This is a genomic window from Bacillus inaquosorum (genome assembly GCF_023238325.1).
GTDB lineage: Bacteria > Bacillota > Bacilli > Bacillales > Bacillaceae > Bacillus > Bacillus inaquosorum.
Genome location: NZ_CP096592.1, coordinates 1207254 through 1232255 on the forward strand (window position 1 = coordinate 1207254; position 25002 = coordinate 1232255).

The window sequence follows — 25002 nt, forward strand, 5'->3', positions numbered from 1 at the left end:
ATTAAAGAGGGTGTAAACAGTGAGTAGAAAGAAAATGGGGCTTCTCGTTATGGCGTACGGCACGCCTTATAAAGAAGAAGATATCGAGCGTTATTATACACATATCAGAAGAGGCAGAAAGCCTGAGCCTGAAATGCTTCAAGATTTGAAAGACAGATACGAAGCAATTGGCGGCATTTCACCGCTTGCAAAAATCACAGAAGAGCAAGCGCACAAGCTTGAACAGCACTTAAATGAGATTCAGGACGAGATTACATTTAAAGCGTATATCGGGCTGAAGCATATCGAGCCGTTTATTGAAGACGCTGTGGCCGAGATGCATAAGGACGGCATTACAGAAGCAGTCAGCATCGTGCTGGCACCGCATTTCTCCACGTTCAGCGTGCAGTCCTACAACAAACGTGCCAAAGAAGAGGCTGAAAAACTTGGCGGCTTAACGATTACGTCTGTTGAAAGCTGGTACGATGAACCGAAGTTCGTGAAATACTGGGTTGACCGAGTGAAGGAAACATATGCGTCAATGCCTGAGGATGAAAGAAAAAACGCGATGCTCATCGTATCCGCACACAGCCTGCCGGAAAAAATCAAAGAATTTGGAGACCCGTACCCGGATCAGCTTCATGAATCGGCGAAATTGATTGCTGAAGGCGCAGGCGTTTCCGAATATGCGGTCGGCTGGCAAAGTGAAGGGAACACGCCTGATCCTTGGCTCGGACCTGATGTGCAGGATTTAACACGTGATTTATTCGAACAAAAAGGCTATCAGGCATTTGTATATGTCCCTGTCGGATTTGTCGCGGATCATTTAGAAGTGCTTTATGATAATGATTATGAATGCAAAGTGGTTACTGACGATATCGGCGCAAGCTATTACCGCCCGGAAATGCCAAATGCAAAGCCGGAATTTATTGACGCATTAGCAACAGTTGTATTAAAAAAATCAGGACGTTAAAGAAGGCGATGAACATGAGTGACGGCAAAAAACATGTAGTCATCATCGGCGGCGGCATTACCGGTTTAGCCGCCGCCTTCTATATGGAAAAAGAAATCGAAGAAAAAAATCTGCCGCTTGAGCTGACACTTGTTGAGGCAAGCCCGAGAATCGGCGGGAAAATCCAGACTGTCAAGAAAGACGGCTATATCATCGAAAGAGGGCCTGACTCATTTCTGGAACGGAAGAAAAGCGCTCCGCAGCTTGTCAAAGATGTAGGGCTTGAGCATTTGCTTGTCAACAATGCGACCGGGCAATCCTATGTGCTTGTAAACCGCACCCTGCATCCAATGCCAAAGGGTGCCGTGATGGGGATCCCGACAAAAATTGCGCCGTTCGTTTCAACCGGCCTATTTTCTTTGTCTGGGAAGGCAAGAGCCGCTATGGATTTCATCCTGCCTGCAAGCAAATCAAAAGACGACCAGTCATTGGGAGAATTTTTCCGCAGACGTGTCGGAGATGAAGTGGTCGAGAATTTAATCGAGCCGCTCCTATCAGGCATCTACGCAGGCGACATTGATAAACTCAGCCTGATGTCGACATTCCCGCAATTTTACCAGACGGAACAAAAGCACAGAAGCCTGATCCTCGGCATGAAAAAAACAAGGCCTCAAGGCTCCGGCCAGCAGCTGACGGCTAAAAAACAAGGGCAGTTTCAGACACTGACAACCGGTTTGCAGACCCTTGTAGAAGAGATTGAAAAGCAATTAAAGCTGACGAAGGTGTACAAAGGCACAAAAGTGACCAAGATCAGCCGCGGCGGCACTGGCTACTCGCTTGATCTGGATAACGGCGTCACACTTGATGCTGAATCAGTGATTATGACTGCTCCGCATAAAGCGGCTGCGGGAATGCTTTCTGAGCTTCCTGCGATTTCTCATTTGAAAAATATGCACTCTACATCCGTAGCAAATGTCGCCTTGGGCTTCCCTGAAGGCGCTGTCCAAATGGAGCATGAGGGGACGGGCTTTGTCATTTCAAGAAACAGCGATTTCGCGATCACAGCCTGTACGTGGACAAACAAAAAATGGCCGCACGCAGCGCCGGAAGGCAAAACGCTGCTTCGGGCATATGTCGGAAAAGCCGGAGACGAATCCATTGTCGATCTCTCAGATAACGACATTATCAACATTGTGTTAGAAGACTTAAAGAAAGTCATGAACATAAACGGGGAGCCGGAAATGACATGTGTCACGCGCTGGCATGAAAGCATGCCGCAGTACCATGTCGGCCATAAGCAGCGTATCAAGGAGCTGCGAGAATCACTGGCCTCCGCATATCCGGGTGTCTACATGACAGGCGCTTCTTTTGAAGGTGTCGGTATTCCCGACTGCATTGATCAAGGAAAAGCTGCCGTGTCTGACGCGCTTACCTATTTATTCAGTTAAAAACCTCCGCTGTATGGCGGAGGTTTTTTTTATTGTGCAATGGCAATATTGAGTAAAAAAATGATTGAATTGATCAGCAGGTTATGATACATTTGCATATGTACTTAATGACTAAAATGTTCAAACGGTCAGTTTCGAGGTGAATACAATGTCAATAGATCGAAAAAAGCTCATTTTGGAGGCGGCCACAAAGTCTTTTACGCAGTTCGGGTATAAAGCGACGACAATGGATCTTGTGGCAAAGCTTGCGAACGTGGGGAAGGGAACCATCTATACTTTTTTCAAAAACAAAGAAGAGCTGTTTGACGAGATTTTCACTACTTTATTGAAGGAAATGAAACAAAAAGCGGACGAAGCGATGGAGCCGAACCTTCCGTTCCATGAAAATGTGCACAGAGCGCTGTTTGCCATTCTGGAGTTCAGGAAAACACATCAGCTGACGATTAAAATTTTTCAAGAAAATGCTGAGATTGGTACAATGGCAGTTCAGGAAGTGATCCAAAAAATGGAGCGAGGCATTCTGTCTTATATCAAAAATAAGATTGAAGACGGGATCAAGAACGGTGCAATCAAGCCGTGCGACCCTGAACTGACAGCTTTTGTGATGCTGAAGCTTTATATCGCGCTCATTTTTGATTGGGAAAAACAGCATCCCCCGCTCGATAAAGAGACGATTGCGGAACTGCTTGAATTGTATGTTGTCAAAGGGTTGTCAGCTAACTAGATAATCCTTTCTCTTTGCAAGAAAATGACCATTTTTCATGATGAGTCAGTTTTAGAATGGAGGCATCAGGATGAACACAATACGAAGTCAGTGGAAAGACATCGTAACAAGTAAAAAATTATTAATTCCCATCATTGCCATTTTGTTTGTCCCGCTTATTTACAGCGGCGTGTTCTTAAAGGCTTATTGGGACCCATACGGCACAGTTGACCAGCTGCCTGTCGTTGTCGTCAATCAAGATAAAGGAGCAACGTATGAAGGAGAAAAGCTTCAAATTGGTGATGACCTGGTCAAAGAATTAAAGGATAATAAAAACTTTGATTGGCATTTTTCCAGTGATCTCGACCAATCATTAAAGGACTTATTAAATCAAAAATACTATTTAGTTGTCGAGATTCCTGAGGATTTTTCTAAGAATGCCAGCACTGTATTGGACAAAAATCCGAAAAAGCTCGATCTGAAATACCATACGAATGCCGGTTCAAACTATGTAGGGGCAACGATCGGTGAAAAAGCGATTGATAAACTGAAAGCCTCTGTTTCAAAAGAAGTGACCGAGCAATATACGAAAGTCATTTTTGATAACTTTAAAGATATCGCCAAAGGTTTGAGCGACGCGAGCAGCGGAGCGAAAAAAATTGATGATGGCACAAAGGATGCGAAAAACGGAAGCGCCCAGCTGAAAGAAAATCTTGCGAAGCTGAAGGAAAGCACAGCTACTATCAGCGACAAAACGGCACAGCTCGCAGATGGAGCGGCTCAGGTGACGAGCGGCATCCAATCGCTTGACAGCTCGCTCGGTAAATTCCAGGACAGCAGCAACCAGATTTATGATAAATCTGGTCAGCTTGCAGCAGGATCAGGCAAGATAACGGGCAAGCTAAATGAACTGAATGCCGGACTTCAAAAAGTGCAGCAGGGCTTGCCTAATCTGACAAACGGGCTGGATCAGCTCAACAGTAAAGCGAAAGAAGAGTCGGAGAAAGCAGCAAAAGCGGAAAAGCTCATTAATGCGCTCGATTTAACGAAGCTTGAAACAGCTGTGAACAACTTGGAAAAGTCAGAAACTGCGATGAAGGAATTTAAGAAACAACTGTCTGACTTTGAAAACAGTTTGAAAAACCGAGATCAGGCATTTAAAAATCTCATCAACTCGAGTGATTTCTTAACAGCGGAGCAAAAAAGCCAGCTGATCAATTCTGTTGAAAAGCAGCTTCCGAAAGTTGATGCACCTGATTTTGATCAAATGCTAAGCCAGCTTCCTGCAGCTGATCAGCTGCCTGACATTGCAACGATAAAAAGCTCATTGGAAGATGTGAAAGCGGAGGTTGCACAGGTGAAGGCATTGCCGGAAGCTACCTCTAAGCTTTATAACGGCGCAAAAGCTACTCAAGACGCGATTGACAAATTAACTGCTGGATCTGAGAAGCTATACAATGCTTCACAGCAGCTGACAGATGGCCAAAATAAATTGACAGCCGGTATCGGTGAATATAATAAGCAGTTTGCAAAAGCAAAAGCGGGCTCAGAGCAATTGGTAACAGGAAGCAGCCAAGTATCCGGGGGCTTGTTTAAACTGTTAGACGGGTCTAAACAGGTCCAAAGCGGATCATCAAAACTTGCAGACGGGTCTGCGTCACTTGATACAGGTTTAGGCAAGCTATTGGATGGTACAGGAGAGCTGTCTAGTAAGCTGAAGGATGCGGCAGATCAAACAGGAGATATCGATGCTGACGATCAAACATACAGCATGTTTGCTGATCCGGTGAAAACCAATGATGACGCCATTCATTCCGTTCCTAACTATGGAACAGGGCTGACACCTTATATCCTGTCAATGGGCTTGTATGTCGGCGGCATCATGCTGACGGTTGTCTTCCCGCTGAAGGAAGCGTCAGGACGTCCGAGAAACGGTTTTGAGTGGTTCTTCAGCAAATTCAATGTCATGATGCTCGTTGGAATTATTCAATCGCTGATTGTGGCGACGGTTCTTCTTCTGGGAATTGGTCTCGAGGTTGAGAGCACGTGGAGATTTTACGTATTTACGATCATTACGAGTCTCGCTTTCCTTGCGATGATTCAATTTTTGGCAACAACGATGGGCAACCCGGGACGATTTATCGCAGTCATTATTTTAGTGCTGCAGCTGGGAGCGAGCGGAGGAACCTTCCCGCTTGAATTGCTTCCGAATTTCTATCAGGTCATCCACGGCGCATTGCCGATGACCTACAGCATTAACGGATTCAGAGCGGTCATTTCAAACGGGGATTTTGGCTACATGTGGCAGATGGCCGGCGTCTTAATCGGCATCGCCCTCGTTATGATTTTGCTCAGCATTTCTTACTTTACGATTTTAAGCCGGAAGGAAGAATCATCAGAAGAACAGCCGGCTTCATAATGAAAAAGAACTTGTTTCCTTGGAAACAAGTTCTTTTTTTATTACATTCCCCATTTGACAAGCAATCCTGTATAGGTTAAACCGCCGCCAAATCCGAAAAGCATCACGGTTTGATCTTTTTTCAGCTTCCCGGCTTTCACTGCGAGATCTAGCGCCAAAACAATCGAAACAGAGGACGTGTTTCCATAGTATTCGACACTGGTGAGCGTTTTTTCGATCGGGAACGGTGTTTTTTCACAAATCGACTCGATCATGCGCAAGTTGGCGCTGTGAGGGACAAACCAATCGAGCTCGCCGCTTGTCAGCCCTGCTTGATGTAAAAGGCGTTCAAATTCGCGGGGAACGGTTCTTGCTGCCCATTTATACACTTCGCGGCCGTTTTGGACCATTTTACCGGAACCAGCAAGCGGCATCCCGTTCAGTTCATTCCGCAGTGCGGCACGGTACAAAATATCGCCGCCGTTCCCGCTTGTTCCTTGGACAGACGCAAGAAATCCAGGTGTCTCTTCATCTCGTTCTACCAGAAGCGCACCCGCTGCGTCGCCAAACAGAACGCATGTCGTTCGGTCCGTATAATCCGTTACCTTTGACAATGTCTCCCCTGCGATGACGAGAATTTTTTGATGAAGGCCGGATGTGATCAATCCGTTTGCTAAATGAAGGCCGTATGTAAGCCCGGCGCACGTCGCATTAATATCCAGCGCGCCGGTGTTTTCCCAGCCGAAATATTCCTGCACACGGCATGCCGTACTCGGAAAGGCGTAATCTGATGTTGTTGTGGCAACGAGGATCATATCCACATCATCAAGAGTCCCTTCATAACGGCTCTTGAGATCCTTCACCGCTTCTATGCATAAATCAGAGGTAAACTGCTGTTCATCTGCAATCCGGCGTTCTCTCATTCCTGTGCGCTGAACGATCCATTCATCAGACGTATCAACGATCTTTTCTAAATCTGCATTTGTTAAACGTCTGCTCGGTGCATAGGTGCCGATAGCTGTAATTTTTGCTTTTGACATATGAATCACTCCTTATGGTCAGATTATATCACTAGATCTTAGTATCTGGTACTAAAAAGAAGGGTTTTTCATAAAAAAAGAGAAATTGTGAAATAGGGAATCTATGAAATAGAAAAAGGAGGCTGAAAAATGGTCAGTCAAGGAGCAGTAGTCTTTATGGCGATATCCGGGGCTATTGCGTTTTTATTGCCGATCGGACTGATTGTATGGTTTAAGCGAAGGTATGGCGCCTCGCTGAAGGTGTTTTTTATTGGCGCTCTCACGTTTTTTGTCTTTGCCCAGCTGCTGGAGGGCGGCGTTCATGTTTATGTACTGCAAGTGAATGAAATGACGAAAGAAGCGATGCAACATCCATTATGGTATGGCATTTACGGGTGCTTGATGGCCGGGATTTTTGAGGAGTGCGGAAGGTATATTATGATGCGATTTTTTATGAAGCGCCATCATACTTGGGCGGATGGCTTGGCTTTCGGAGCAGGACATGGCGGGCTTGAGGCCATCCTGATTACAGGCTTGTCCTCTATCTCGCTTATTGTATATGCGTTTGCGATCAATAGCGGAACGTTTGAACAGCTTTTGATCAATGACGACATCAAACAGGCACTTTTGCCGATTCAGGAACAGCTGCTGCATACTCCTTCGTATGAGTGGCTGCTGGGCGGAATTGAAAGAATCAGTGCGATTGCTGTCCAGATCGGGCTGTCGCTGCTTGTCCTGTATGCGGTTAAAAGCCGCCGGCCGCTGTTTTTGCTGTATTCTATTCTTTTACATGCGCTGTTTAATGTACCGGCGGTTTTATACCAAAAAAGAATCATAGAACATGCTGCTGCTGTTGAAATCATTGTTGCTCTGATAGCGGCCGTATCAGTTTATTGGATTGTAAAAGCAAAAAGGCTGTTTCAATAAAAGGTCCAAGCAGCAGTAATGCCCGCTTGGAAAAATGTGAATGGAAATATTCATTAAGCATGGGTCATCAGAATATTTCTGATTCAGTCTTTAGCAATGACAGCAAGAGTGTCTGTGTTTTTTACAAGAGAAACAATGGTGTTTCTTTTTCTTCTTCTTCTCGCAAGGGTCATGGCATTCTTTCTTTTTCTTGCAATGGTCGTGGAAATCTTTATCGAACCACTCGTCAAAGAACCAAAAATCATCGAACCAATCGTGACAACGACATTTCTGTTCATGTGAATGACGACAGCACATAGATATCCCTCCTCTTCCCATGCTCTCTACAGCATATGAGAGAGTGATAGGAAAAGATTGGACGGGTCCCTCGGGAAAAGAGTATATTTTAAATAGAAAAATAAAAGGAGGAATGTCCTATGACGTCCGTACGTAAAACGATGGAGCTCATTAAAGAACTTGTATCAATCCCAAGCCCCACAGGAAATACATATGAGGTGATCAATTATATTGAAAGCCTTTTAAGAGAATGGAAGGTAGAAACGGTTCGGAACCATAAGGGCGGATTAATTGCAACGCTTCCCGGACGCGATACATCCCGGCACCGCATGCTGACGGCGCACGTTGACACCCTCGGCGCTATGGTAAAAGAAATTAAAGCTGACGGCCGGCTGAAAATCGATTTGATCGGCGGGTTCCGCTACAACTCGATTGAGGGGGAGTATTGCCAAATTGAAACCGCCTCGGGAAAAACATATACAGGCACAATTTTAATGCATCAAACGTCTGTGCACGTATACAAAGACGCGGGTAAAGCTGAGCGGAATCAAGAGAATATGGAGATCCGCCTCGATGAACCTGTTCACTGCCGGAAAGATACGGAAGAGCTTGGCATTGGCGTCGGAGATTTTGTGTCGTTTGATCCCCGTGTCGAGATCACATCAAGCGGATTTATTAAATCGCGCCATTTGGATGACAAAGCAAGCGTCGCCTTATTGCTCCGCTTAATTCATCAGATTCAAACAGAAGACATTGAATTGCCGTATACAACTCATTTTCTCATTTCAAATAATGAAGAGATCGGATACGGCGGGAACTCGAATATTCCTCCTGAAACGGTCGAATATCTGGCGGTTGATATGGGTGCTATCGGAGACGGGCAGGCGACAGATGAATATTCAGTATCAATCTGTGTGAAGGATGCGAGCGGGCCGTATCATTATCAGCTTAGAAAGCATTTAGTCCATTTAGCCGAGAAGCACCATATCGACTACAAACTTGATATTTATCCGTACTACGGGTCTGATGCGTCAGCAGCGATCAAATCCGGGCATGATATTGTGCATGGCCTCATCGGGCCGGGAATTGACGCTTCGCATGCATTTGAACGCACCCATAAATCATCTCTTCGCCATACGGCTAAGCTTCTGTACTATTATGTACAGTCACCAATGGTTTAAAGGGGAAGGCGAATGAAGATTTATGAGCTCAAAAGCACATTCGGCTGGGAAGGTGATGGCGGCTTGGGGGAACAGCTGATTCAGCAAATCCTCGCCGGAGAAAAAACAGCCACGTGCGCGCCGAAATCATTATATTCAAAAGTTGAATTGAGTGACGTGTATCAAACAGCGGGTCAGCTTGTTACCGTTTATGATAAACATGACAAGCCGAGATGCAATATAAAAGTGACAGATGTGTTTGAAACGACCTTTGGAGCGCCTGATATGAGGTTAGTCAAAGGAGAGGGCAATGGAGATCGAATTGATGAGTTTCAGGAGGACCATCGGATGGCATGGGCGGAACTCATCAAAAACGGTGAACTGGAGCTGAATGAGGATACTGTTTTGATTACAGAGCTGTTTGAGCTCGTTATAGATTAAAAAAGCCTGCGGGGCAAGAACCCCGCAGGCTTTTCATTAACCGGAAATGGTTGCGTTTTGGTCTGCTTTTGCTTGGGACATGACCGTTTCTGCTTTCGCAGGATTAAACATGCCTTCCCATTTAGACATAACAACGGCAGCAAGCGCGTTACCAGTCAGGTTGACAACTGTACGTGCCATGTCCATGATGCGGTCTACACCGGCAATAAAGGCAAGTCCTTCAGCCGGAACGCCGATGGTGCCAAGTGTCGCAAGCAAGACAACAAAAGAAGTACCAGGCACGGCAGCCATCCCTTTAGATGTCACCATTAATACGAGCACAAGCGTAATTTGGTGCCAAATTGTCAAATCAATGCCGTATACCTGTGCCAAAAACAGCGCGGCAATAGATTGATAGAGAACGGAACCGTCTAAGTTAAACGTATATCCGATCGGAATAACAAATGAGACAATGCCTTTCGGGCAGCCGATTTTCTCCATTTTTTCCATGATGCGAGGAAGAACCGTTTCAGAGCTGGACGTACTGAACGCCAGTAAGATTTCGTCCTTCATGTAAGCAAGGAATTTGAAGATGCTGATTCCGGCAATTTTTGCGACAATCCCGAAAATGACAATTAAGAAGAAAGCAAGCGCGACATACACCAATCCGACGAGCTTTCCGAGAGAGAGTAGAGAACCGAGTCCAAATTTAGACACAGTCACTCCGATAAGCGCGAAAACGCCGAATGGCGCTACTTTCATCACAAGGTTTACAACGTGGAACATGGCATGGGATACACCTTCGAAAAAGGCTAATACAGGCTTGCCCCGTTCGCCGATCGCTGAAATTCCCAATGCAAATAGCACTGTAAAACAGATGATGGCAAGAAGATCCCCTTCAACCAAGGATTGGAAGAAGTTTGTTGGCACAATATGCAGGAACGTTTCCGCCACTGATTTATTGCTTTGTTCTTTTTCAGTTTCAACATATTGACTGATGTCCGTTTTTTGAGCTTCGTGTATATTAACTCCTGTACCCGGATGGAAGATGTTTGCAAGGGCTAGTCCGAGAATAATGGCAAAAGTCGTAATAATCTCGAAGTACAGAATCGTTCTGAAGCCTAATTTACCGACTTGCTTTCCATTTCCTGCACCGGCTACACCGATGATTAAGCTGGAGACAACAATAGGAATCACTATCATTTTGATTAAGCGTAAAAAGAGATCCCCGATTGGCTGCAGGTAAGTAGGCAATGCTGGGTTGCCATACCAAATAACGCCAACAATGACACCTAGAATAAGTCCAACGAATATTTGTGTGGCTAATCCAAACTTAATTCTTTTCATAGATTACCTCCCAAAAAACAAAGTATCAACATATATCATGAATAGACATATATTTAATCTCACTATTAGATCAAATTATAATAGATAAGAATCGAATTCGTCTATAGTAAATTATATTTTGAAAATGAAGAATATTCAAAAATATGGCGTGGAACACCAGAATTATCTAAAAACAGGTGAGCTTTGACCCAACAAGACTATTATTTCAAAATAAAGAGATATGAGAAAAATCAAGAAAATCCCGCGCGTGATGCGCGGGATTTTCGCTCATTACAAATCGTTTACTTTTATACAGTCATTGCAGATATTACCATAACACTCATGCTGCTCTTCTATCTTTTTTCCACATTCCGCGCACTTTTTCGAAGGCAGGTTTCTAAAAAATTCTGTGATTTTTCCGAGCATAACCAATCCCTCTTTCCCCTTTGTAGTGTTTCCATTGTAATATAACAGATTATAAAAATCAATAACTGTTTTGATACAATGTTTAAAACATGCTTTTTTTAAGAAAAATGGGTATATTGAAGGAGGATCAATTTTCTTGAAAAGATAGGAGGACATTATGAAAGTTACAGTTATCGGATGCTATGGCGGTTTTCCGGCCGCAAATGAAGCGACGTCGGGCTATTTGTTTCAGTCAGGTGATTACTCTTTGCTTGTCGATTGCGGCAGTGCCGTATTATCTAAGCTGTTCGGATATGTGCCGGCGGAAAAGCTGGATGCGGTGGTTCTGTCTCATTATCACCATGACCATATCGCTGACATCGGGCCGCTGCAATTTGCCAAGCAAGTCGGTTCGTTTCTCGGCAAAGGAGAGCACACGCTTCCGATTTACGGACATGATGCTGATATAGAACAGTTTCAAAAGCTTACATATAAAACACATACAAAAGGGATTGCTTATCAGCCGGATCAGCCGCTGACTGTCGGTCCGTTTACGATCACCTTTTTAAAAACAATTCACCCGGTGACGTGCTATGCCATGCGGATTACGGATGGCAGCCATACTGTCGTATATACTGCTGATTCCAGTTACCAGGATTCATTTATTCCGTTTTCGGAAAATGCCGATTTGTTGATCTCAGAATCCAATTTTTATGCCGATCAAGACGGGACAAGCGCAGGCCATATGAACAGCCTGGAAGCCGGGCGAATTGCAAAAGAAGCGGGAGCGGGAGAGCTGCTGCTGACGCATTTGCCGCATTTCGGCGTGCATGACAATCTTCGCAAAGAAGCGAAAACCGTTTTTAACGGCGAAGTGAATATTGCGAAATCAGGTTTTGTGTGGGAAGGATAAAGGAGGAGCACCATGTTATTTATAGACAATCAAAACATCAATGATCCGCGGATCAATCTTGCTATCGAAGAGTACTGTGTAAAGCATTTAAACCCAGAACAGCCGTATTTGCTCTTTTACGTGAATCAGCCGTCTATTATCATTGGGAAAAACCAAAATACGATAGAAGAAATCAATACAAAATATGTAGAGGAAAACGGAATTATCGTCGTCCGCCGTTTATCAGGCGGAGGCGCTGTGTATCATGATCTGGGGAATTTGAACTTCAGCTTTATCACAAAGGATGACGGGGACAGCTTTCATAACTTTAAAAAGTTCACTGAGCCGGTGATCCAGGCTTTGCACCAGCTTGGGGTTCAAGCGGAATTGAGCGGCCGGAACGACATTGTCGTAGATGGCCGGAAAATATCCGGAAACGCCCAGTTTGCGACAAAAGGACGCATTTTCAGCCACGGCACTCTCATGTTTGACTCAGCCATTGATCATGTTGTGTCAGCATTAAAGGTGAAAAAGGATAAAATTGAATCAAAAGGGATCAAGTCAATCAGAAGCCGTGTGGCAAACATCAGTGAGTTTCTTGACGATAAAATGACCACGGAAGAATTCCGCAGCCATTTGCTTCGCCATATTTTTAACACAAATGACATTCAAAATGTGCCGGAGTATAAGCTGACGGAAAAAGATTGGGAGGTTATCCATCAAATTTCAAAAGAGCGCTATCAGAATTGGGATTGGAACTACGGACGCTCACCGAAATTTAACCTTAATCATTCGAAACGCTATCCGATCGGGTCGATTGATCTGCGCCTGGAAGTCAAGAAAGGCAAGATTGAGGACTGCAAAATCTTCGGAGATTTCTTCGGTGTCGGTGATGTATCTGAAATTGAAAACATGCTGGTCGGAAAACAATATGAACGCAGCGTTATCGCTGATGTGCTGGATGATGTGAATCTCAAGCATTACTTTGGGAACATTACGAAAGAGGATTTCCTTGATCTGATTTATTAAGGCAAAACACATTGTTTGAAAGAGCGATTGTGTTTTTGAAATAATGGAGGCAGGAGGGATTCACATGAAAGTGTTTTTAATCGGAGCGAACGGACAAATCGGTCAAAGACTCGTTTCTTTATTCCAAGACAATCCTGATCATTCCGTCAGAGCGATGGTCAGAAAAGAAGAACAGAAAGCGTCTCTCGAAGCTTCCGGTGCAGAAGCTGTGCTTGCGAATCTGGAGGGCAGCCCGGAAGAAATCGCCGCGGCGGCAAGAGGCTGTGACGCGATCATTTTCACAGCCGGTTCAGGCGGCAGCACAGGCTATGATAAAACGCTGCTGGTGGATCTTGACGGAGCGGCAAAAGCAATGGAAGCTGCGGACATCGCCGGAATCAAACGGTTTATCATGGTCAGCGCCCTGCAAGCCCACAACCGTGAAAATTGGAATGAAGCACTTAAACCTTATTATGTGGCCAAGCATTACGCTGATAAAATTCTCGAATCCAGCGGCTTAACCTATACGATTATCCGTCCGGGGGGGCTTCGCAATGAGCCTGGAACGGGAACTGTTTCAGCAGCGAAGGATCTGGAGCGAGGATCTATTTCCCGTGATGACGTTGCGAAAACGGTCATTGCCTCTTTGGATGAAACCAATACGGAAAATCGGGCCTTTGATTTGACAGAAGGAGATACTCCGATTGCCGAAGCATTGAAGAAACTATAACAGTACGGACACTCGGGGCTTTTTGCTCTTGAGTGTTTTTTTCTGTTTCTCTATAATGAAGGGGAAAGCTTATCTTCAATAATGAATGACTGTTCATTCACTTTAAGGGGTGGGAGAATGAATCTCGTTTCGAAATTGGAAGAGACAGCATCTGAGAAGCCCGACAGCATCGCATGCAGGTTTAAGGATCACATGATGACGTATCAGGAGCTGAATGAAAGCATTCAGCGATTTGCGGACGGCCTTCAGGAAGCCGGTATGAAGAAAGGGGACCATCTTGCTTTACTGCTTGGCAATTCGCCGGATTTTATCATCGCGTTTTTTGGTGCGTTAAAGGCCGGAATTGTGGCTGTACCCATCAATCCGATGTACACGCCGACAGAAATCGGTTATATGCTGACAAATGGCGATGTAAAAGCGATCGTGGGCGTTGATCAGCTTTTGCCGCTTTATGAAAGCATGCATGAATCGCTGCCGAAGGTTGAGCTCGTCATTTTATGCCAGACGGGAGAGGCTGAGCCGGAAGCTTCAGACCCAGAGGTCAGAATGAAATTGACAACGTTTGCAAAAATATTGCGTCCGACATCTGTCGCTAAACAAAGGCCAGAGCTTGTCCCTGATGATACCGCGGTTATTTTATATACGTCAGGAACAACCGGAAAACCGAAAGGCGCAATGCTGACCCATCAGAATTTGTACAGCAATGCCAACGATGTCGCCGGCTATTTGGGAATGGATGAGAAGGACAATGTGGTCTGCGCTCTTCCTATGTTTCACGTGTTTTGTTTAACCGTCTGTATGAATGCTCCGCTTATGAGCGGCGCAACTGTCTTGATTGAACCTCAATTCAGTCCGGCATCTGTTTTTAAGCTTGTTAAAGAGAGGCAGGCGACCATTTTTGCCGGTGTGCCTACGATGTATAATTACTTGTTTCAGCATGAAAACGGAAAGAAAGATGATTTTTCTTCCATTCGGCTGTGCATTTCAGGAGGCGCGGCCATGCCAGTCGCACTGCTGACGGCGTTTGAAGAAAAATTCGGCGTTACCATTTTGGAAGGCTACGGGCTCTCGGAAGCATCACCCGTCACGTGCTTTAACCCGTTCGACAGGGGCAGAAAACCGGGCTCTATCGGGACAAGTATTTTACATGTCGAAAACAAGGTCGTAGATCCGCTCGGACGCGAGCTGCCCGATCACCAGGTCGGTGAATTGATCGTGAAAGGTCCTAATGTAATGAAAGGCTATTATAAAATGCCGATGGAAACAAAGCATGCGTTAAAAGACGGATGGCTTTATACAGGGGACTTGGCAAGACGGGATGAGGACGGCTATTTTTACATTGTTGACCGGAAAAAAGACATGATCATTGTAGGAGGATACAACGTGTATCCGCGTGAGGTGGAGGAAGTGCTGTACAGCCACCCGGATGTCAAGGAGGCGGTTGTCATCGGTGTGCCGGACCCTCAAAGCGGGGAAGCGGTAAAGGGATATGTTGTACCGAAACGCTCTGGTGTAACAGAAACGGACATCATGCAGCATTGTGAAAAACATCTGGCAAAATACAAACGGCCTGCTGCCATTACGTTTCTTGACGACATTCCGAAAAATGCGACAGGGAAATTGCTCAGACGGGCGCTGAGGGATATTTTGCCTCAATAATATGAAAAAGCGAAGCGGCGGAGCTTCGCTTTTTCATTTTTTAATCCTTTGCTTCTTTTTTAATAATGTTTAGCAGCGCCTTTGTATCGCGTTTACTTAATTTGTAGTATGTGCCGTCCTTCAAATAAACGGCTTGCTGGCTGCCGTCAACCCATAGTCTGAATGAGTCGTACCGGTCTTTATGAAACTTGATTGTCCCTTCGTAATCAGGGGTTGATGTTTTTTCTGTCTTCAGCTGTTTTCCCTGATTCATAATGTCCAGCATGTCTTTGACGTGCTGCCTTTTTTCAATCTCGATATCTTCTCGGCCGCTTGAAGACAGCGTAATCAAATCCGCGTCTACCGATTGATACACATCGCCTGACCGGCTGTAAAGATAGAAAAATGCAAGAAACACAAGACCGATAACCACGATGGCTGCCACTATTTTTTTCATTTGCATCACTCCAAACATTGTTAGTTTTCCCAGCGATCGGGCTTTCCATGCTTAAAAGGACGGAAAAGTACGAGCGCATAGCTTGGTTCTAAGAATTTGAATTTATGACTACAATAGAAGTAACGGGTTGATGTGAGGAGTGAGGCGTTATGCGGAAGTGGATTGCGGCAGCAGGGCTTGCATACGTGCTGTACGGGCTGTTCTTTTATTGGTATTTTTTCCTGTCCGGTGATTCCGCAGTACCGGAGGCCGTGAAAGGGACGCAGGCTGATCCGGCTTCTTTCATGAAGCCGTCTGAATTGGCAGTGGCCGAGCAGTATTCGAATGTAAAGAATTTTCTATTTTTTATCGGGATTCCTCTTGATTGGTTTTTGTTCTTTGTATTGCTGGTCAGCGGCGCTTCAAAGAAAATCAAGGGATGGATGGAAGCGGCCTTGCCTTTTCGGTTTTTGCAGATCATTGGTTTTGTGTTTGTGCTTTCGCTGATCACAACTTTGGTGACACTGCCTTTAGATTGGATAGGCTATCAAGTATCGCTTGACTATAACATTTCTACACAGACAGCGGCCAGCTGGGCTAAGGATCTGGTCATAGACTTTTGGATCAGCTTTCCGATCTTTACGCTTTGCGTTCTCGTGTTTTATTGGCTGATCAAAAGGCATGAAAAAAAATGGTGGTTATACGCTTGGCTGTTAACTGTGCCGTTTTCGCTGTTTCTGTTTTTTATTCAGCCGGTCATTATCGATCCTTTATACAATGATTTTTATCCGCTGAAAAACAAAGAGCTTGAAAGCAAGATTTTAGAGCTGGCAGAAGAAGCCGATATTCCGGCTAATCATGTATATGAAGTGAACATGTCTGAAAAAACAAATGCGCTTAATGCCTATGTCACAGGAATTGGGGCCAACAAACGGATTGTATTGTGGGATACAACGCTGAACAAACTTGATGATTCAGAAATTCTCTTTATTATGGGCCACGAAATGGGCCATTATGTCATGAAGCACGTCTATATCGGACTGGCCGGCTATTTGCTCGTGTCGCTCGCTGGATTTTATGTCATTGATAAGCTTTACAAGCGGACGGTCCGCTTTACCCGCAGCATGTTTCATTTAGAGGGAAGGCATGACCTTGCAGCACTGCCGCTGTTATTGCTTTTGGTGTCCGTTTTGAGCTTTGCGGTCACGCCTTTTTCTAATGCCGTCTCGCGTTATCAAGAGAATAAGGCTGACCAGTATGGGATCGAGCTGACGGAAAACAGAGAAGCCGCTGTCAAAACGTTTCAGGATTTGGCCGTGACGGGACTGAGCCAGGTCAATCCTCCGGAGCTTGTTAAAATATTCAGAGGCAGCCATCCTTCGATTATGGAACGGATTCAACGAGCGGAAAAAGAAGAGAATGCGCCAGAACATCCTGCCTCAGAACAGGATGCTGACAAATAAAAAGAAGCAGGTATGGAGGAACCTGCTTCTTTTTTTCTATTATTGTGCAGCTGCTTGTACATTGATTAACCCTTTTCCATAGTAGAAAGAGCTTCCAAGGTATGTTGCAGTGCTTTCTAAACGATCACGGACTTGCGCGTTTGTCCAAGTCGGGTGCTTAGAAAGAATTAACGCTGCTGCTCCGGCAACGTGAGGAGTCGCCATTGACGTTCCGTTGTAAGCACCGTAAGTGCCTCCAGGAAGTGTGCTTTGGATGGACACGCCAGGAGCCATTACATCAAGCTCAGAACCTGCGCTTGAGAATGAAGCTCTTTGGTTGCTGCTGTTTACCGCACCTACCGCAATGGTAGAAGGATATTTTGCAGGGTAGCCGACTGTGCTTGTGCTGCCCGATGAACCTTCGTTTCCGGCAGCGGCAGCAACAACGATGCCGCTGGAAACGGCTTTATCAACTACTGTTTTCAGCGCTGTTGAACCAGAAGGTCCGCCAAGGCTCATGTTGATAACATCCATATTGTTGGAAATAGCCCACTCAATGCCGTTAATAATCCAGCTGTATTGGCCGCTTCCTGTTGAGTCAAGAACTTTTACTGCATATAACGATGCGTTTGGCGCTACGCCCAGAACACCGATTGTGTTATTAAGAGCGGCAATCGTACCGGCTACATGTGTGCCGTGAGAACTGCCGTCCTGATATGGGTTTGTTTCAGAAGGTACGAAGCTTGCTCCGCCTTTGACGTTTAAGTCAGGATGAGAAGAATCAATTCCGCTGTCGATAACAGCTACTTTTACATTAGAGCCTGTGTAGCCTTGAGAGTGAAGAGCCGGCGCTTTAATTTGAGAAATGCCGTAAGGAACAGATTGCGCATATTCATGTGCAATATGATCTTCTTCCACATATGCAACGCTAGGATCTTGTTTCAATTCTTTTACAGCTTTTTCATCCAATGTTGCTGTGGCTGCGTTAACATACTTAAACTGCTTTTGAACTTTTCCGCCTTTCTCAGAAATAACATCCTTTTTCTTGGCGGAACTCATGGCACTCATTGTCTGTTTGAATCCGACAATGTATTTCTTTTCTGTACTGCTTTTTCCGGCAGCCTGCGCAGACATGTTGCTGAACGCCATCGTAAAGATTAACGTTAACGCAAACAACAAGCTGATCCACAATTTTTTGCTTCTCACTCTTTACCCTCTCCTTTTAAAAAAAGATTCAGAGTAGCCCCACTTAAGGGACTATTCTGTTAATTTATTGTAATAGATGGAATAATATTTTAGTAGACCCATTTTTTTGCGATGATTTTATCTCTATTTAGGTATATCATCTCTCGCTATTTCTGTAGAGACTCGAAATAACTAATTTTATACAGAAAAGAACGAAAATAGACATGAGTAAATGTTCATTATGCTGAAATGTCATGCTTTTTCAGGTTAAATGCTCCTGAGTCCCCGCAAATTCCTGTCGAAAAAAATCCTTCAAATGACCTGCATATGTTTCCGTGAGATCAATGGATATTATCGTGATATTTTTTCTATGTATGCTGATAAAAGTATTCTGAAAAACAAACTTTACAGAAAATTCTATTAAAGTTAAAATGAAACGATTATAGAGAGGGAGGAAGAAATGAGATGAACATTCGCCAAGCAAAGACATCAGATGCAGCAGCCATCGCGCCGTTATTTAACCAGTATCGGGAATTTTATAAGCAGGCGTCCGATCTGAAAGGGGCAGAGGCTTTTTTGAAAGCGCGTCTGGAAAATCACGAGTCTATTATTTTGATAGCTGAAGAAAATGGAGAATTCATAGGTTTTACCCAGCTCTATCCAACGTTTTCTTCTGTGTCAATGAAAAGAATCTACATATTAAATGACTTATTTGTCGCTCCTCATTCGCGAACAAAGGGAGCTGGCGGGCAGCTGCTGTCTGCCGCAAAGGATTATGCTGCGGAAAACGGGGCAAGTCGTTTATCGCTTCAGACTGAACGCCACAACCTGACGGCAAGAAGCTTATATGAGCAAAACGGCTATGAAGAGGATACTGCATTTGTCCATTATCGTCTCAGTGTGCCGGCGAAGTGAAAATGGAAGCTTGATGATTTGGTTTTTTGAACGTTCTTCGGTTACGATAGAAACGAAAAGGAGTGTGCCGAATGTCAACGTTATTTCAAGCATTGCTGGCAGAAAAAAATGCCGATGATGTTTCAGTCAATGTAAAAACCATGTCAACAGAGGATTTGCCGAAAGATGGCGTCCTGATTAAAATTGCTTATTCCGGCATCAATTATAAAGATGGCCTGGCAGGAAAAGCAGGCGGAAATATCGTCAGAGAGTATCCGCTTATTTTAGGCATTGATGCTGCGGGTACGGTTGTCTCTTCCAATGATCCGCGTTTTGCCGAGGGAGATGAAGTGATTGCAACAAGTTATGAGCTTGGTGTCTCCCGCGATGGCGGATTAAGTGAATATGCTTCAGTGCCTGGTGACTGGCTGGTGCCTTTGCCAACAAATCTTACTTTAAAAGAAGCGATGGTGTACGGAACGGCGGGATTTACAGCGGCGTTATCGGTGCACCGGCTTGAACAGAACGGCCTGTCTCCGGAAAAAGGGAGCGTGCTTGTCACAGGAGCAACCGGCGGTGTCGGCGGAATTGCTGTATCGATGCTGAACAAGCGGGGCTATGAAGTGGTGGCAAGCACCGGAAACCAGGAGGCGGCTGATTATTTGAAGCAGCTCGGTGCAAGCGAAGTGATCAGCAGGGAAGATGTCTATGACGGAACGCTTAAGGCGCTGTCCAAGCAGCAATGGCAGGGAGCGGTTGATCCAGTCGGCGGAAAACAGCTTGCCTCGCTTTTAAGCAAAATCCAATATGGCGGATCTGCCGCGGTGAGCGGCTTAACGGGCGGGGGAGAGGTTCCTGCTACGGTGTATCCGTTTATTCTTCGCGGGGTCAGCCTGCTCGGAATCGACTCAGTGTACTGTCCGATGGATGTCAGAGCCGCTGTTTGGGAGCGCATGTCTTCCGATCTCAAGCCTGATCAGCTGCTGACAATCGTGGATAGGGAAGTACCATTGGCAGAAGCGCCGGCTGCGTTAAAAGATATTTTGCAAAATCGCATTCAAGGAAGAATCATTGTGAAGCTTTAACAGGCCCAGCTTGCAGAGAAAACTATGTTTTTCTGCAAGCTTTTGTATTTTCAAGAATATGTACAAGGTATTAAGCTGATGAACTGCTGTGTCCCGAAACAATCCGCCATTTGCCATTTTTGTTTTGCCATACGCGTGTGTAAGTAATTTCACCTTCAAAATGTGTTCCGATGCGCTGATCCAAAACATCAATGCTTGTTTAACAAAAATAAGGTCATCAGCCAGAAGTTGATTCAATGCTTCCGTATCACTTGAAAGCATGGCCGTTTTTAACCATTCCTTTTCCTTTAAGAAACCTATTTGATTTTTATCCATACCATTTCCTCCTCTCTTCCTATTAGTTACAGTGAGATATGTTTTTCCTGTAAGCCGGACTTTCTCTTCTCATTTTAAAAATAATTAGTGATAATGATTCTCATTCCGTGTTATACTATCTCTTGGACATCTTACTCTTAGAAACTACATACAGGAGAGACTAAAACGCATGAAGAAAACACTGATTATTCTTACAGTTTTACTTCTTTCTGTCTTAACGGCTGCCTGCTCGTCTTCAAGCGGCAATCAAAACAGCAAAGAAAATAAAGTGGCGGTAACACATGATTTAGGGAAGACAAATGTGCCTAAGCAACCGAAGCGGGTTGTTGTTCTTGAGCTTGGTTTTATCGACACGCTGCTTGATCTCGGCATTACACCTGCCGGGGTTGCCGATGATAATAAAGCGAAGCAGCTGATCAACAAGGATGTGCTGAAGAAAATTGATGGCTACACATCTGTCGGCACCCGCTCACAGCCAAGCATGGAAAAAATCGCTTCATTAAAACCCGATTTAATTATTGCTGATACGACCCGGCATAAAAAGGTATACGATCAGCTCAAAAAAATCGCACCGACGATTGCGCTTGATAATTTAAACGCGGATTATCAGGATACAATTGACGCTTCACTTACGATTGCAAAAGCAGTCGGCAAGGAGCAGGAAATGGAGAAAAAGCTGACGGCGCATGAAGAAAAGCTTAATGAGACAAAGCGAAAAATCAGTGCTAACAGCGCGTCCGTGCTTTTAATTGGAAATACAAACGATACGATTATGGCCAGAGATGAAAATTTCTTTACATCAAGACTTTTAACACAGGTCGGCTATCAATATGCAATCAGCACGTCAGATAACAGCGAATCAGGCAATGGCGGCGACTCAGTGAACATGAAAATGACACTTGAGCAGCTCCTGAAAACAGATCCGGATGTGATCATCCTGATGACAGGCAAAACAGATGACATCGATGCGGACGGCAAACGCCCGATCGAAAAGAATGTGCTGTGGAAGAAGCTGAAGGCAGTAAAAAACGGACATGTGTACCACGTGGACCGCGCAGTATGGTCTCTGCGACGCAGTGTGGACGGGGCGAATGCTATTTTGGATGAGCTTCAGCAAGAGATGCCAGCTGAGAAGAAATAAAAGAAAAGACAGGCGAACGCCTGTCTTTTTCTTATTTGATAAAGCCGGATAAGTGGCTGTTGATATTATAGTCTTTAATTCGCCATTTCTCTTCTGCAAATTCAATGTTGCTGAGGCAGGCGTTGACAAGGCGAGTGCTTTGTAGCTCTGGGTCACCGCCGGAAATTTCCGTCAGCAGTGCGTGAATCGCTGCGCCGTGCGCGACGATCAGCACCTTTTGGTTTGGATACGCCTGATTCACTTTTACCAAACCGCCCATCAGCCTGTCAGTGAGCTCTTCCAGCGTTTCCATATTAGGATAGTTTTTATCCGGATATCGCTTTGTCCGTTCTTCCAGTTGCATGCCCTCCGCATCGCCGTAATCGCGTTCCTTAAAGTCATCCATTTCGACAATTGGAAGATGCAGATATTCATTAATGATTTCCGCGGTTCTTTTCGCTCTTTTCAGCGGGCTCGTTACAATGACATCCCAAGAAAAATCCTTTACGTATTCTCCGGTTTCTCTCGCTTGGCGTTCACCTGTCGCGTTCAGCGGGATATCGGTTTTGCCTTGACATTTTTGCTGCAGGTTCCAATCGGTTTCTCCATGTCTTACTAAGCAAACGGCTGTCATAAAATCCCCTTCCTGACTTTGGTCATATCGCTATTATACTAAATCAAAAGCGCGCATCCTATGAAAAAGCCTATGCCATAATTTCAAATAATAAAGCCAGCCCGATTCCGCCGCCGCTTCCGATAGCAGCAACGGCATATTGACAGTCTGTCCGTCTTTGCGTTTCATAAAACAATCTGGTTACCAGAGCTGCACCTGATGCGCCGTACGGATGGCCAAGAGCTAACGCGCCGCCGCGCACATTGATTTTTGAAAAGGGGATGCCGAGTTCTTGCGAGCAGACACAAATTTTGACGGCAAAGGCTTCATTGATTTCATATAAATCGATATCATCAGGTGTTAAATTGTGTGTGATTAAGAGATTACGGATTGCATCAACCGGTGCAGCGGGCGGATAGTTTGGGTGAATCCCGCTGACGGCGCTGCCGATAAACCGGAGCACTGGCTTAAGCCCTAGGGCTGCCGCTTTTTCTTCTTCCATTACAAGGAGAGCGGCCGCTCCGTCTGATATGCCGCTGCTGTTGGCTGCTGTAACCGTTCCGGAGCTGGTGTCGAAAACCGGCTTTGCACGGGGAATAATTGCTTCCATCGGCCGCTTTTTCAGAAATGCTTCGTCCATCTCCAATTCCCCGAGAGGAACAATCTCTTGACGGTAATATCCTTCATCATGCGCGCTTCTGCTGCGTTGATGGCTGAGAAGCACATATTCATCCTGCTTTTTTCTGCTGATGGAATAGCGTGCTGCCGTATATTCTGCTGCTATGCCCATGTCAGGATCACCGATCGCATCTGGAGAAAACCGGGCCCGCTCTGAAAAGGGCGATTGGCTGCTGCTTTCTGAGCCGCCCGCGATATACATCGTGCCGGCTCCCGCTTGAATGAGACTGCAGGCATAGCGTACAGCTTCAAGGCCGGAGCCGCACTGTCTGTCAATCGTCATCCCGGGAACCGATAAAGGCAGTCCGGCTTGCAGAGCTGACAGCCTGGCGAGATTGCCGCCTCTGCCGGTCGCGTTTCCGAGAATCACCTCGTTGATTTGATCCTCTAGCTTTCGGCTGAGACAGCTGATGATGGGAGCCGCCAAATCCTCCGGGAGAAAGTGGTTCAGCAGCCCGTTTTGTTTTCCAAAGATCGTTCGTTTTGCATCAACAATAACCGCATTCAAGTTACACTGCACCCTCTTCTAGCCATTTCCTCACGCTGGAACGGGCGATTTTTCCGCTGCTCGTTTCCGGCAAGCAGTTTGTAAACACCCATTTTTTCGGGATTTTGTAGGATGCCAGTTTCTGTTTGCATAAAGCTTTCAGCTTTCTGGCATCAGTGTTTCCGTGAATGACAGCTACAGCGATTTCTCCCCAATACTCGTCAGGGATTCCAACGACTGCCGCGTTTTCAACCTCTGGACAGGAGAGAAGCACACGTTCAACCTCTTCTGGGAAAATATTTAATCCTCCGTACACGATCATCCCGTTTTCTCTTCCTGATATGTATAGAAAGCCATCCTCATCGACACAGCCCATATCATCCACTGTCATCCAGCCGGATTCATCTGGTGCGCTGCCGTTGACATAGCCGGAAAACCGCATCGGGCTTTTGACAAATATTTTCCCGATTTCTCCGGGCTGACAGCGTTCTCCCGCAGCGCTGCGGATTTCAATCTGGACGTTGTGAAAAGGGCGGCCGGCTGAATGCGGCTTCCGTTTGCTGTCTTCCGGTGAGGAATATGTCACAAAGCTAAGCTCTGATGTGCCGTAAAAATCGTATAGCTTGAGATGAGGCCATTTTGCGGCCAGCTTTTTCTTAGATTCTGCCGGCCAGTCTGCACCCGATGAAATGATTTTGACAGGACTGTCGGGAAAGCCCTCAATCCGGGCAATGGCATCTGTCATCGTCGGTACGGTATAGAGAACGCTGACTGATTCACGGCTCAGCCATTCCTTCGTTTGAGCAGGGGAGAACTTTTTCAGTAAACAAACGGTTCCTCCGAGAAACAAGGTGCTGACAGCCCCATATAGGAAGTGAGAGGACATTAACGTCCCGGGAATCAGAACCTTATCATCTGATGAAATCGAAAAATCTGTTTCTGTACACGTAAAGCTCTCTATCCATGAGCGGTGAGATCGCGTGAAGGCCTTCGGTTTTCCTGTCGAGCCCGACGTAAATCCCATATAAAAAGGGTGCTCCGGATCAATGGTAGGCAAGGGATCAGCGGATGCCTCAGAAATATCTGCCATACAGTTATCCAGCAAAACAACAGGTGTCTGGCTATCTGTCAGTTTGTTTTTGAAAAAGGCTAAAGTAACCACAAGATCCGCATTGCTTATGGACAGCCGCTCCTTGCATTCAGCCGCGCTCCAGCGTGTGTCGATGGGAACAGCCGTGCATCCCGCCGCTGCAGCTCCGGCAAACAGCTGTAAAAACGCCAGGCTGTTCGGGAGCAGGATCGCCACACGCTTCGGCATGCTCGGCAGCGACCGCAGCCAATTTGCGGTTTGAGAGACAAGAAGAGCCCAATCCTGGTACGTGATTTGCTCCGATTCAGTATGGATCGCCACACACTCGGGCGATTTTTCGGCAATAGATGAATAGGTATGAGTAATTGTCATAAAA

At 45.5% G+C, this 25002-nt stretch carries 25 protein-coding genes; 16 read left to right on the forward strand and 9 right to left on the reverse strand.

From position 1 onward, the window contains the following. The first annotated feature begins 19 nt into the window (after positions 1–19). From hemH to M1M80_RS05790, 4 genes are all read left to right on the forward strand, one after another. Positions 20–952 carry a ferrochelatase gene (gene hemH / locus M1M80_RS05775; protein WP_060398299.1) on the forward strand — a complete coding sequence of 311 codons (933 nt, stop codon included), beginning with the start codon at positions 20–22 and terminating at the stop codon, positions 950–952. 14 nt (positions 953–966) lie between these two features. After that, a complete protein-coding gene (hemY, locus tag M1M80_RS05780) occupies positions 967–2379 on the forward strand; it encodes a protoporphyrinogen oxidase (RefSeq protein ID WP_060398300.1) in 1413 nt (470 codons plus the stop codon). Between the two features lie 148 nt (positions 2380–2527). Continuing rightward, positions 2528–3103, forward strand: a complete 576-nt coding sequence (locus tag M1M80_RS05785) for a TetR/AcrR family transcriptional regulator (RefSeq protein ID WP_019257956.1) — start codon at positions 2528–2530, stop codon at positions 3101–3103. 70 nt (positions 3104–3173) lie between these two features. Continuing rightward, positions 3174–5501: a YhgE/Pip domain-containing protein gene (locus tag M1M80_RS05790; protein ID WP_060398301.1), complete on the forward strand. Its 2328-nt coding sequence runs from the start codon at positions 3174–3176 to the stop codon at positions 5499–5501. A gap of 41 nt (positions 5502–5542) precedes the next feature. On the opposite strand, the gene fabHB is transcribed toward M1M80_RS05790, so the two are convergent. Then, positions 5543–6520 carry a beta-ketoacyl-ACP synthase III FabHB gene (gene fabHB, locus M1M80_RS05795; RefSeq protein ID WP_060398302.1) on the reverse strand — a complete coding sequence of 326 codons (978 nt, stop codon included), beginning with the start codon at positions 6518–6520 and terminating at the stop codon, positions 5543–5545. 129 nt (positions 6521–6649) lie between these two features. On the opposite strand from fabHB, the gene M1M80_RS05800 reads away from it, so the two are divergent. From M1M80_RS05800 to M1M80_RS05815, 4 genes are all read left to right on the forward strand, one after another. Then, the gene (locus M1M80_RS05800; RefSeq protein WP_060398303.1) at positions 6650–7426 is read left to right on the forward strand and encodes a YhfC family intramembrane metalloprotease; all 777 of its coding nucleotides are present in this window, start codon (positions 6650–6652) and stop codon (positions 7424–7426) included. Positions 7427–7522: 96 nt separating this feature from the next. Next, complete coding sequence (locus tag M1M80_RS05805) at positions 7523–7708, forward strand: hypothetical protein (protein ID WP_250648307.1); 186 nt, start codon at positions 7523–7525, stop codon at positions 7706–7708. Between the two features lie 134 nt (positions 7709–7842). Beyond that, positions 7843–8883 carry a M42 family metallopeptidase gene (locus M1M80_RS05810; RefSeq protein WP_060398304.1) on the forward strand — a complete coding sequence of 347 codons (1041 nt, stop codon included), beginning with the start codon at positions 7843–7845 and terminating at the stop codon, positions 8881–8883. A gap of 12 nt (positions 8884–8895) precedes the next feature. Beyond that, a complete protein-coding gene (locus M1M80_RS05815; RefSeq protein ID WP_060398305.1) occupies positions 8896–9303 on the forward strand; it encodes an ASCH domain-containing protein in 408 nt (135 codons plus the stop codon). 36 nt (positions 9304–9339) lie between these two features. Here M1M80_RS05815 and gltT read toward each other — a convergent pair whose 3' ends face one another. After that, positions 9340–10629 (reverse strand): glutamate/proton symporter GltT, encoded by a 1290-nt coding sequence (gene gltT / locus M1M80_RS05820; protein WP_003239471.1) that lies wholly within the window; start codon positions 10627–10629, stop codon positions 9340–9342. A 270-nt stretch (positions 10630–10899) separates the two neighbouring features. Then, a complete protein-coding gene (gene yhfH / locus M1M80_RS05825) occupies positions 10900–11034 on the reverse strand; it encodes a protein YhfH (RefSeq protein ID WP_003244802.1) in 135 nt (44 codons plus the stop codon). 157 nt (positions 11035–11191) lie between these two features. Here yhfH and M1M80_RS05830 point away from each other — a divergent pair, with 157 nt between their 5' ends. From M1M80_RS05830 to lcfB, 4 genes are all read left to right on the forward strand, one after another. Further along, positions 11192–11926 (forward strand): MBL fold metallo-hydrolase, encoded by a 735-nt coding sequence (locus tag M1M80_RS05830; protein ID WP_060398306.1) that lies wholly within the window; start codon positions 11192–11194, stop codon positions 11924–11926. Between the two features lie 12 nt (positions 11927–11938). Beyond that, a complete protein-coding gene (gene lplA, locus M1M80_RS05835) occupies positions 11939–12934 on the forward strand; it encodes a lipoate--protein ligase (protein ID WP_060398307.1) in 996 nt (331 codons plus the stop codon). 64 nt (positions 12935–12998) lie between these two features. After that, positions 12999–13643, forward strand: a complete 645-nt coding sequence (locus M1M80_RS05840) for an SDR family oxidoreductase (RefSeq protein ID WP_003239467.1) — start codon at positions 12999–13001, stop codon at positions 13641–13643. 117 nt (positions 13644–13760) lie between these two features. Beyond that, the gene (lcfB, locus tag M1M80_RS05845) at positions 13761–15302 is read left to right on the forward strand and encodes a long-chain-fatty-acid--CoA ligase LcfB (RefSeq protein ID WP_060398308.1); all 1542 of its coding nucleotides are present in this window, start codon (positions 13761–13763) and stop codon (positions 15300–15302) included. A 40-nt stretch (positions 15303–15342) separates the two neighbouring features. Here lcfB and M1M80_RS05850 read toward each other — a convergent pair whose 3' ends face one another. Beyond that, positions 15343–15738: a YhfM domain-containing protein gene (locus tag M1M80_RS05850; RefSeq protein WP_032732151.1), complete on the reverse strand. Its 396-nt coding sequence runs from the start codon at positions 15736–15738 to the stop codon at positions 15343–15345. 149 nt (positions 15739–15887) lie between these two features. Between M1M80_RS05850 and M1M80_RS05855 the strand changes: the two genes are divergently transcribed. Further along, complete coding sequence (locus tag M1M80_RS05855) at positions 15888–17180, forward strand: M48 family metallopeptidase (RefSeq protein ID WP_003239460.1); 1293 nt, start codon at positions 15888–15890, stop codon at positions 17178–17180. Positions 17181–17219: 39 nt separating this feature from the next. Here M1M80_RS05855 and aprE read toward each other — a convergent pair whose 3' ends face one another. Continuing rightward, positions 17220–18365, reverse strand: a complete 1146-nt coding sequence (gene aprE, locus M1M80_RS05860) for a subtilisin AprE (protein ID WP_003239459.1) — start codon at positions 18363–18365, stop codon at positions 17220–17222. Positions 18366–18809: 444 nt separating this feature from the next. Between aprE and M1M80_RS05865 the strand changes: the two genes are divergently transcribed. Further along, the gene (locus tag M1M80_RS05865) at positions 18810–19259 is read left to right on the forward strand and encodes a GNAT family N-acetyltransferase (protein ID WP_060398309.1); all 450 of its coding nucleotides are present in this window, start codon (positions 18810–18812) and stop codon (positions 19257–19259) included. 71 nt (positions 19260–19330) lie between these two features. Continuing rightward, complete coding sequence (locus tag M1M80_RS05870; RefSeq protein WP_060398310.1) at positions 19331–20323, forward strand: NADPH:quinone oxidoreductase family protein; 993 nt, start codon at positions 19331–19333, stop codon at positions 20321–20323. Here the strand turns inward: M1M80_RS05870 and M1M80_RS05875 are convergent. Next, a complete protein-coding gene (locus M1M80_RS05875; RefSeq protein ID WP_060398311.1) occupies positions 20270–20638 on the reverse strand; it encodes a hypothetical protein in 369 nt (122 codons plus the stop codon). The two genes, M1M80_RS05870 and M1M80_RS05875, sit on opposite strands and share 54 nt — an antisense overlap. Positions 20639–20807: 169 nt before the next feature. On the opposite strand from M1M80_RS05875, the gene M1M80_RS05880 reads away from it, so the two are divergent. Next, positions 20808–21779, forward strand: a complete 972-nt coding sequence (locus M1M80_RS05880) for an ABC transporter substrate-binding protein (protein WP_060398312.1) — start codon at positions 20808–20810, stop codon at positions 21777–21779. Between the two features lie 31 nt (positions 21780–21810). On the opposite strand, the gene phoE is transcribed toward M1M80_RS05880, so the two are convergent. The 3 genes from phoE to M1M80_RS05895 all read right to left on the reverse strand — a co-directional run bounded on the left by phoE (position 21811) and on the right by M1M80_RS05895 (position 24998). Next, complete coding sequence (gene phoE, locus M1M80_RS05885) at positions 21811–22392, reverse strand: phosphatase PhoE (RefSeq protein ID WP_003239453.1); 582 nt, start codon at positions 22390–22392, stop codon at positions 21811–21813. 70 nt (positions 22393–22462) lie between these two features. Further along, positions 22463–23557, reverse strand: coding sequence for an acetyl-CoA C-acyltransferase (locus tag M1M80_RS05890; protein WP_060398313.1), 1095 nt, complete (start codon positions 23555–23557; stop codon positions 22463–22465). Position 23558: 1 nt separating this feature from the next. After that, positions 23559–24998: an acyl-CoA synthetase gene (locus M1M80_RS05895; RefSeq protein ID WP_060398314.1), complete on the reverse strand. Its 1440-nt coding sequence runs from the start codon at positions 24996–24998 to the stop codon at positions 23559–23561. Between the last annotated feature and the right edge of the window lie 4 nt (positions 24999–25002).

What these genes read in the sequence shown, in the direction of transcription:
- hemY (WP_060398300.1), top strand. Translation starts at nt 967, where the DNA reads ATGAGTGACGGCAAAAAACATGTAGTCATCATCGGCGGCGGCATTACC.
- M1M80_RS05785 (WP_019257956.1), top strand. Translation starts at nt 2,528, where the DNA reads ATGTCAATAGATCGAAAAAAGCTCATTTTGGAGGCGGCCACAAAGTCT.
- M1M80_RS05790 (WP_060398301.1), top strand. Translation starts at nt 3,174, where the DNA reads ATGAACACAATACGAAGTCAGTGGAAAGACATCGTAACAAGTAAAAAA.
- fabHB (WP_060398302.1), bottom strand. Translation starts at nt 6,520, where the DNA reads ATGTCAAAAGCAAAAATTACAGCTATCGGCACCTATGCACCGAGCAGA.
- M1M80_RS05800 (WP_060398303.1), top strand. Translation starts at nt 6,650, where the DNA reads ATGGTCAGTCAAGGAGCAGTAGTCTTTATGGCGATATCCGGGGCTATT.
- M1M80_RS05805 (WP_250648307.1), top strand. Translation starts at nt 7,523, where the DNA reads ATGACAGCAAGAGTGTCTGTGTTTTTTACAAGAGAAACAATGGTGTTT.
- M1M80_RS05810 (WP_060398304.1), top strand. Translation starts at nt 7,843, where the DNA reads ATGACGTCCGTACGTAAAACGATGGAGCTCATTAAAGAACTTGTATCA.
- M1M80_RS05815 (WP_060398305.1), top strand. Translation starts at nt 8,896, where the DNA reads ATGAAGATTTATGAGCTCAAAAGCACATTCGGCTGGGAAGGTGATGGC.
- gltT (WP_003239471.1), bottom strand. Translation starts at nt 10,629, where the DNA reads ATGAAAAGAATTAAGTTTGGATTAGCCACACAAATATTCGTTGGACTT.
- yhfH (WP_003244802.1), bottom strand. Translation starts at nt 11,034, where the DNA reads ATGCTCGGAAAAATCACAGAATTTTTTAGAAACCTGCCTTCGAAAAAG.
- M1M80_RS05830 (WP_060398306.1), top strand. Translation starts at nt 11,192, where the DNA reads ATGAAAGTTACAGTTATCGGATGCTATGGCGGTTTTCCGGCCGCAAAT.
- lplA (WP_060398307.1), top strand. Translation starts at nt 11,939, where the DNA reads ATGTTATTTATAGACAATCAAAACATCAATGATCCGCGGATCAATCTT.
- M1M80_RS05840 (WP_003239467.1), top strand. Translation starts at nt 12,999, where the DNA reads ATGAAAGTGTTTTTAATCGGAGCGAACGGACAAATCGGTCAAAGACTC.
- lcfB (WP_060398308.1), top strand. Translation starts at nt 13,761, where the DNA reads ATGAATCTCGTTTCGAAATTGGAAGAGACAGCATCTGAGAAGCCCGAC.
- M1M80_RS05850 (WP_032732151.1), bottom strand. Translation starts at nt 15,738, where the DNA reads ATGAAAAAAATAGTGGCAGCCATCGTGGTTATCGGTCTTGTGTTTCTT.
- M1M80_RS05855 (WP_003239460.1), top strand. Translation starts at nt 15,888, where the DNA reads ATGCGGAAGTGGATTGCGGCAGCAGGGCTTGCATACGTGCTGTACGGG.
- M1M80_RS05865 (WP_060398309.1), top strand. Translation starts at nt 18,810, where the DNA reads ATGAACATTCGCCAAGCAAAGACATCAGATGCAGCAGCCATCGCGCCG.
- M1M80_RS05870 (WP_060398310.1), top strand. Translation starts at nt 19,331, where the DNA reads ATGTCAACGTTATTTCAAGCATTGCTGGCAGAAAAAAATGCCGATGAT.
- M1M80_RS05875 (WP_060398311.1), bottom strand. Translation starts at nt 20,638, where the DNA reads ATGGATAAAAATCAAATAGGTTTCTTAAAGGAAAAGGAATGGTTAAAA.
- M1M80_RS05880 (WP_060398312.1), top strand. Translation starts at nt 20,808, where the DNA reads ATGAAGAAAACACTGATTATTCTTACAGTTTTACTTCTTTCTGTCTTA.
- phoE (WP_003239453.1), bottom strand. Translation starts at nt 22,392, where the DNA reads ATGACAGCCGTTTGCTTAGTAAGACATGGAGAAACCGATTGGAACCTG.
- M1M80_RS05895 (WP_060398314.1), bottom strand. Translation starts at nt 24,998, where the DNA reads ATGACAATTACTCATACCTATTCATCTATTGCCGAAAAATCGCCCGAG.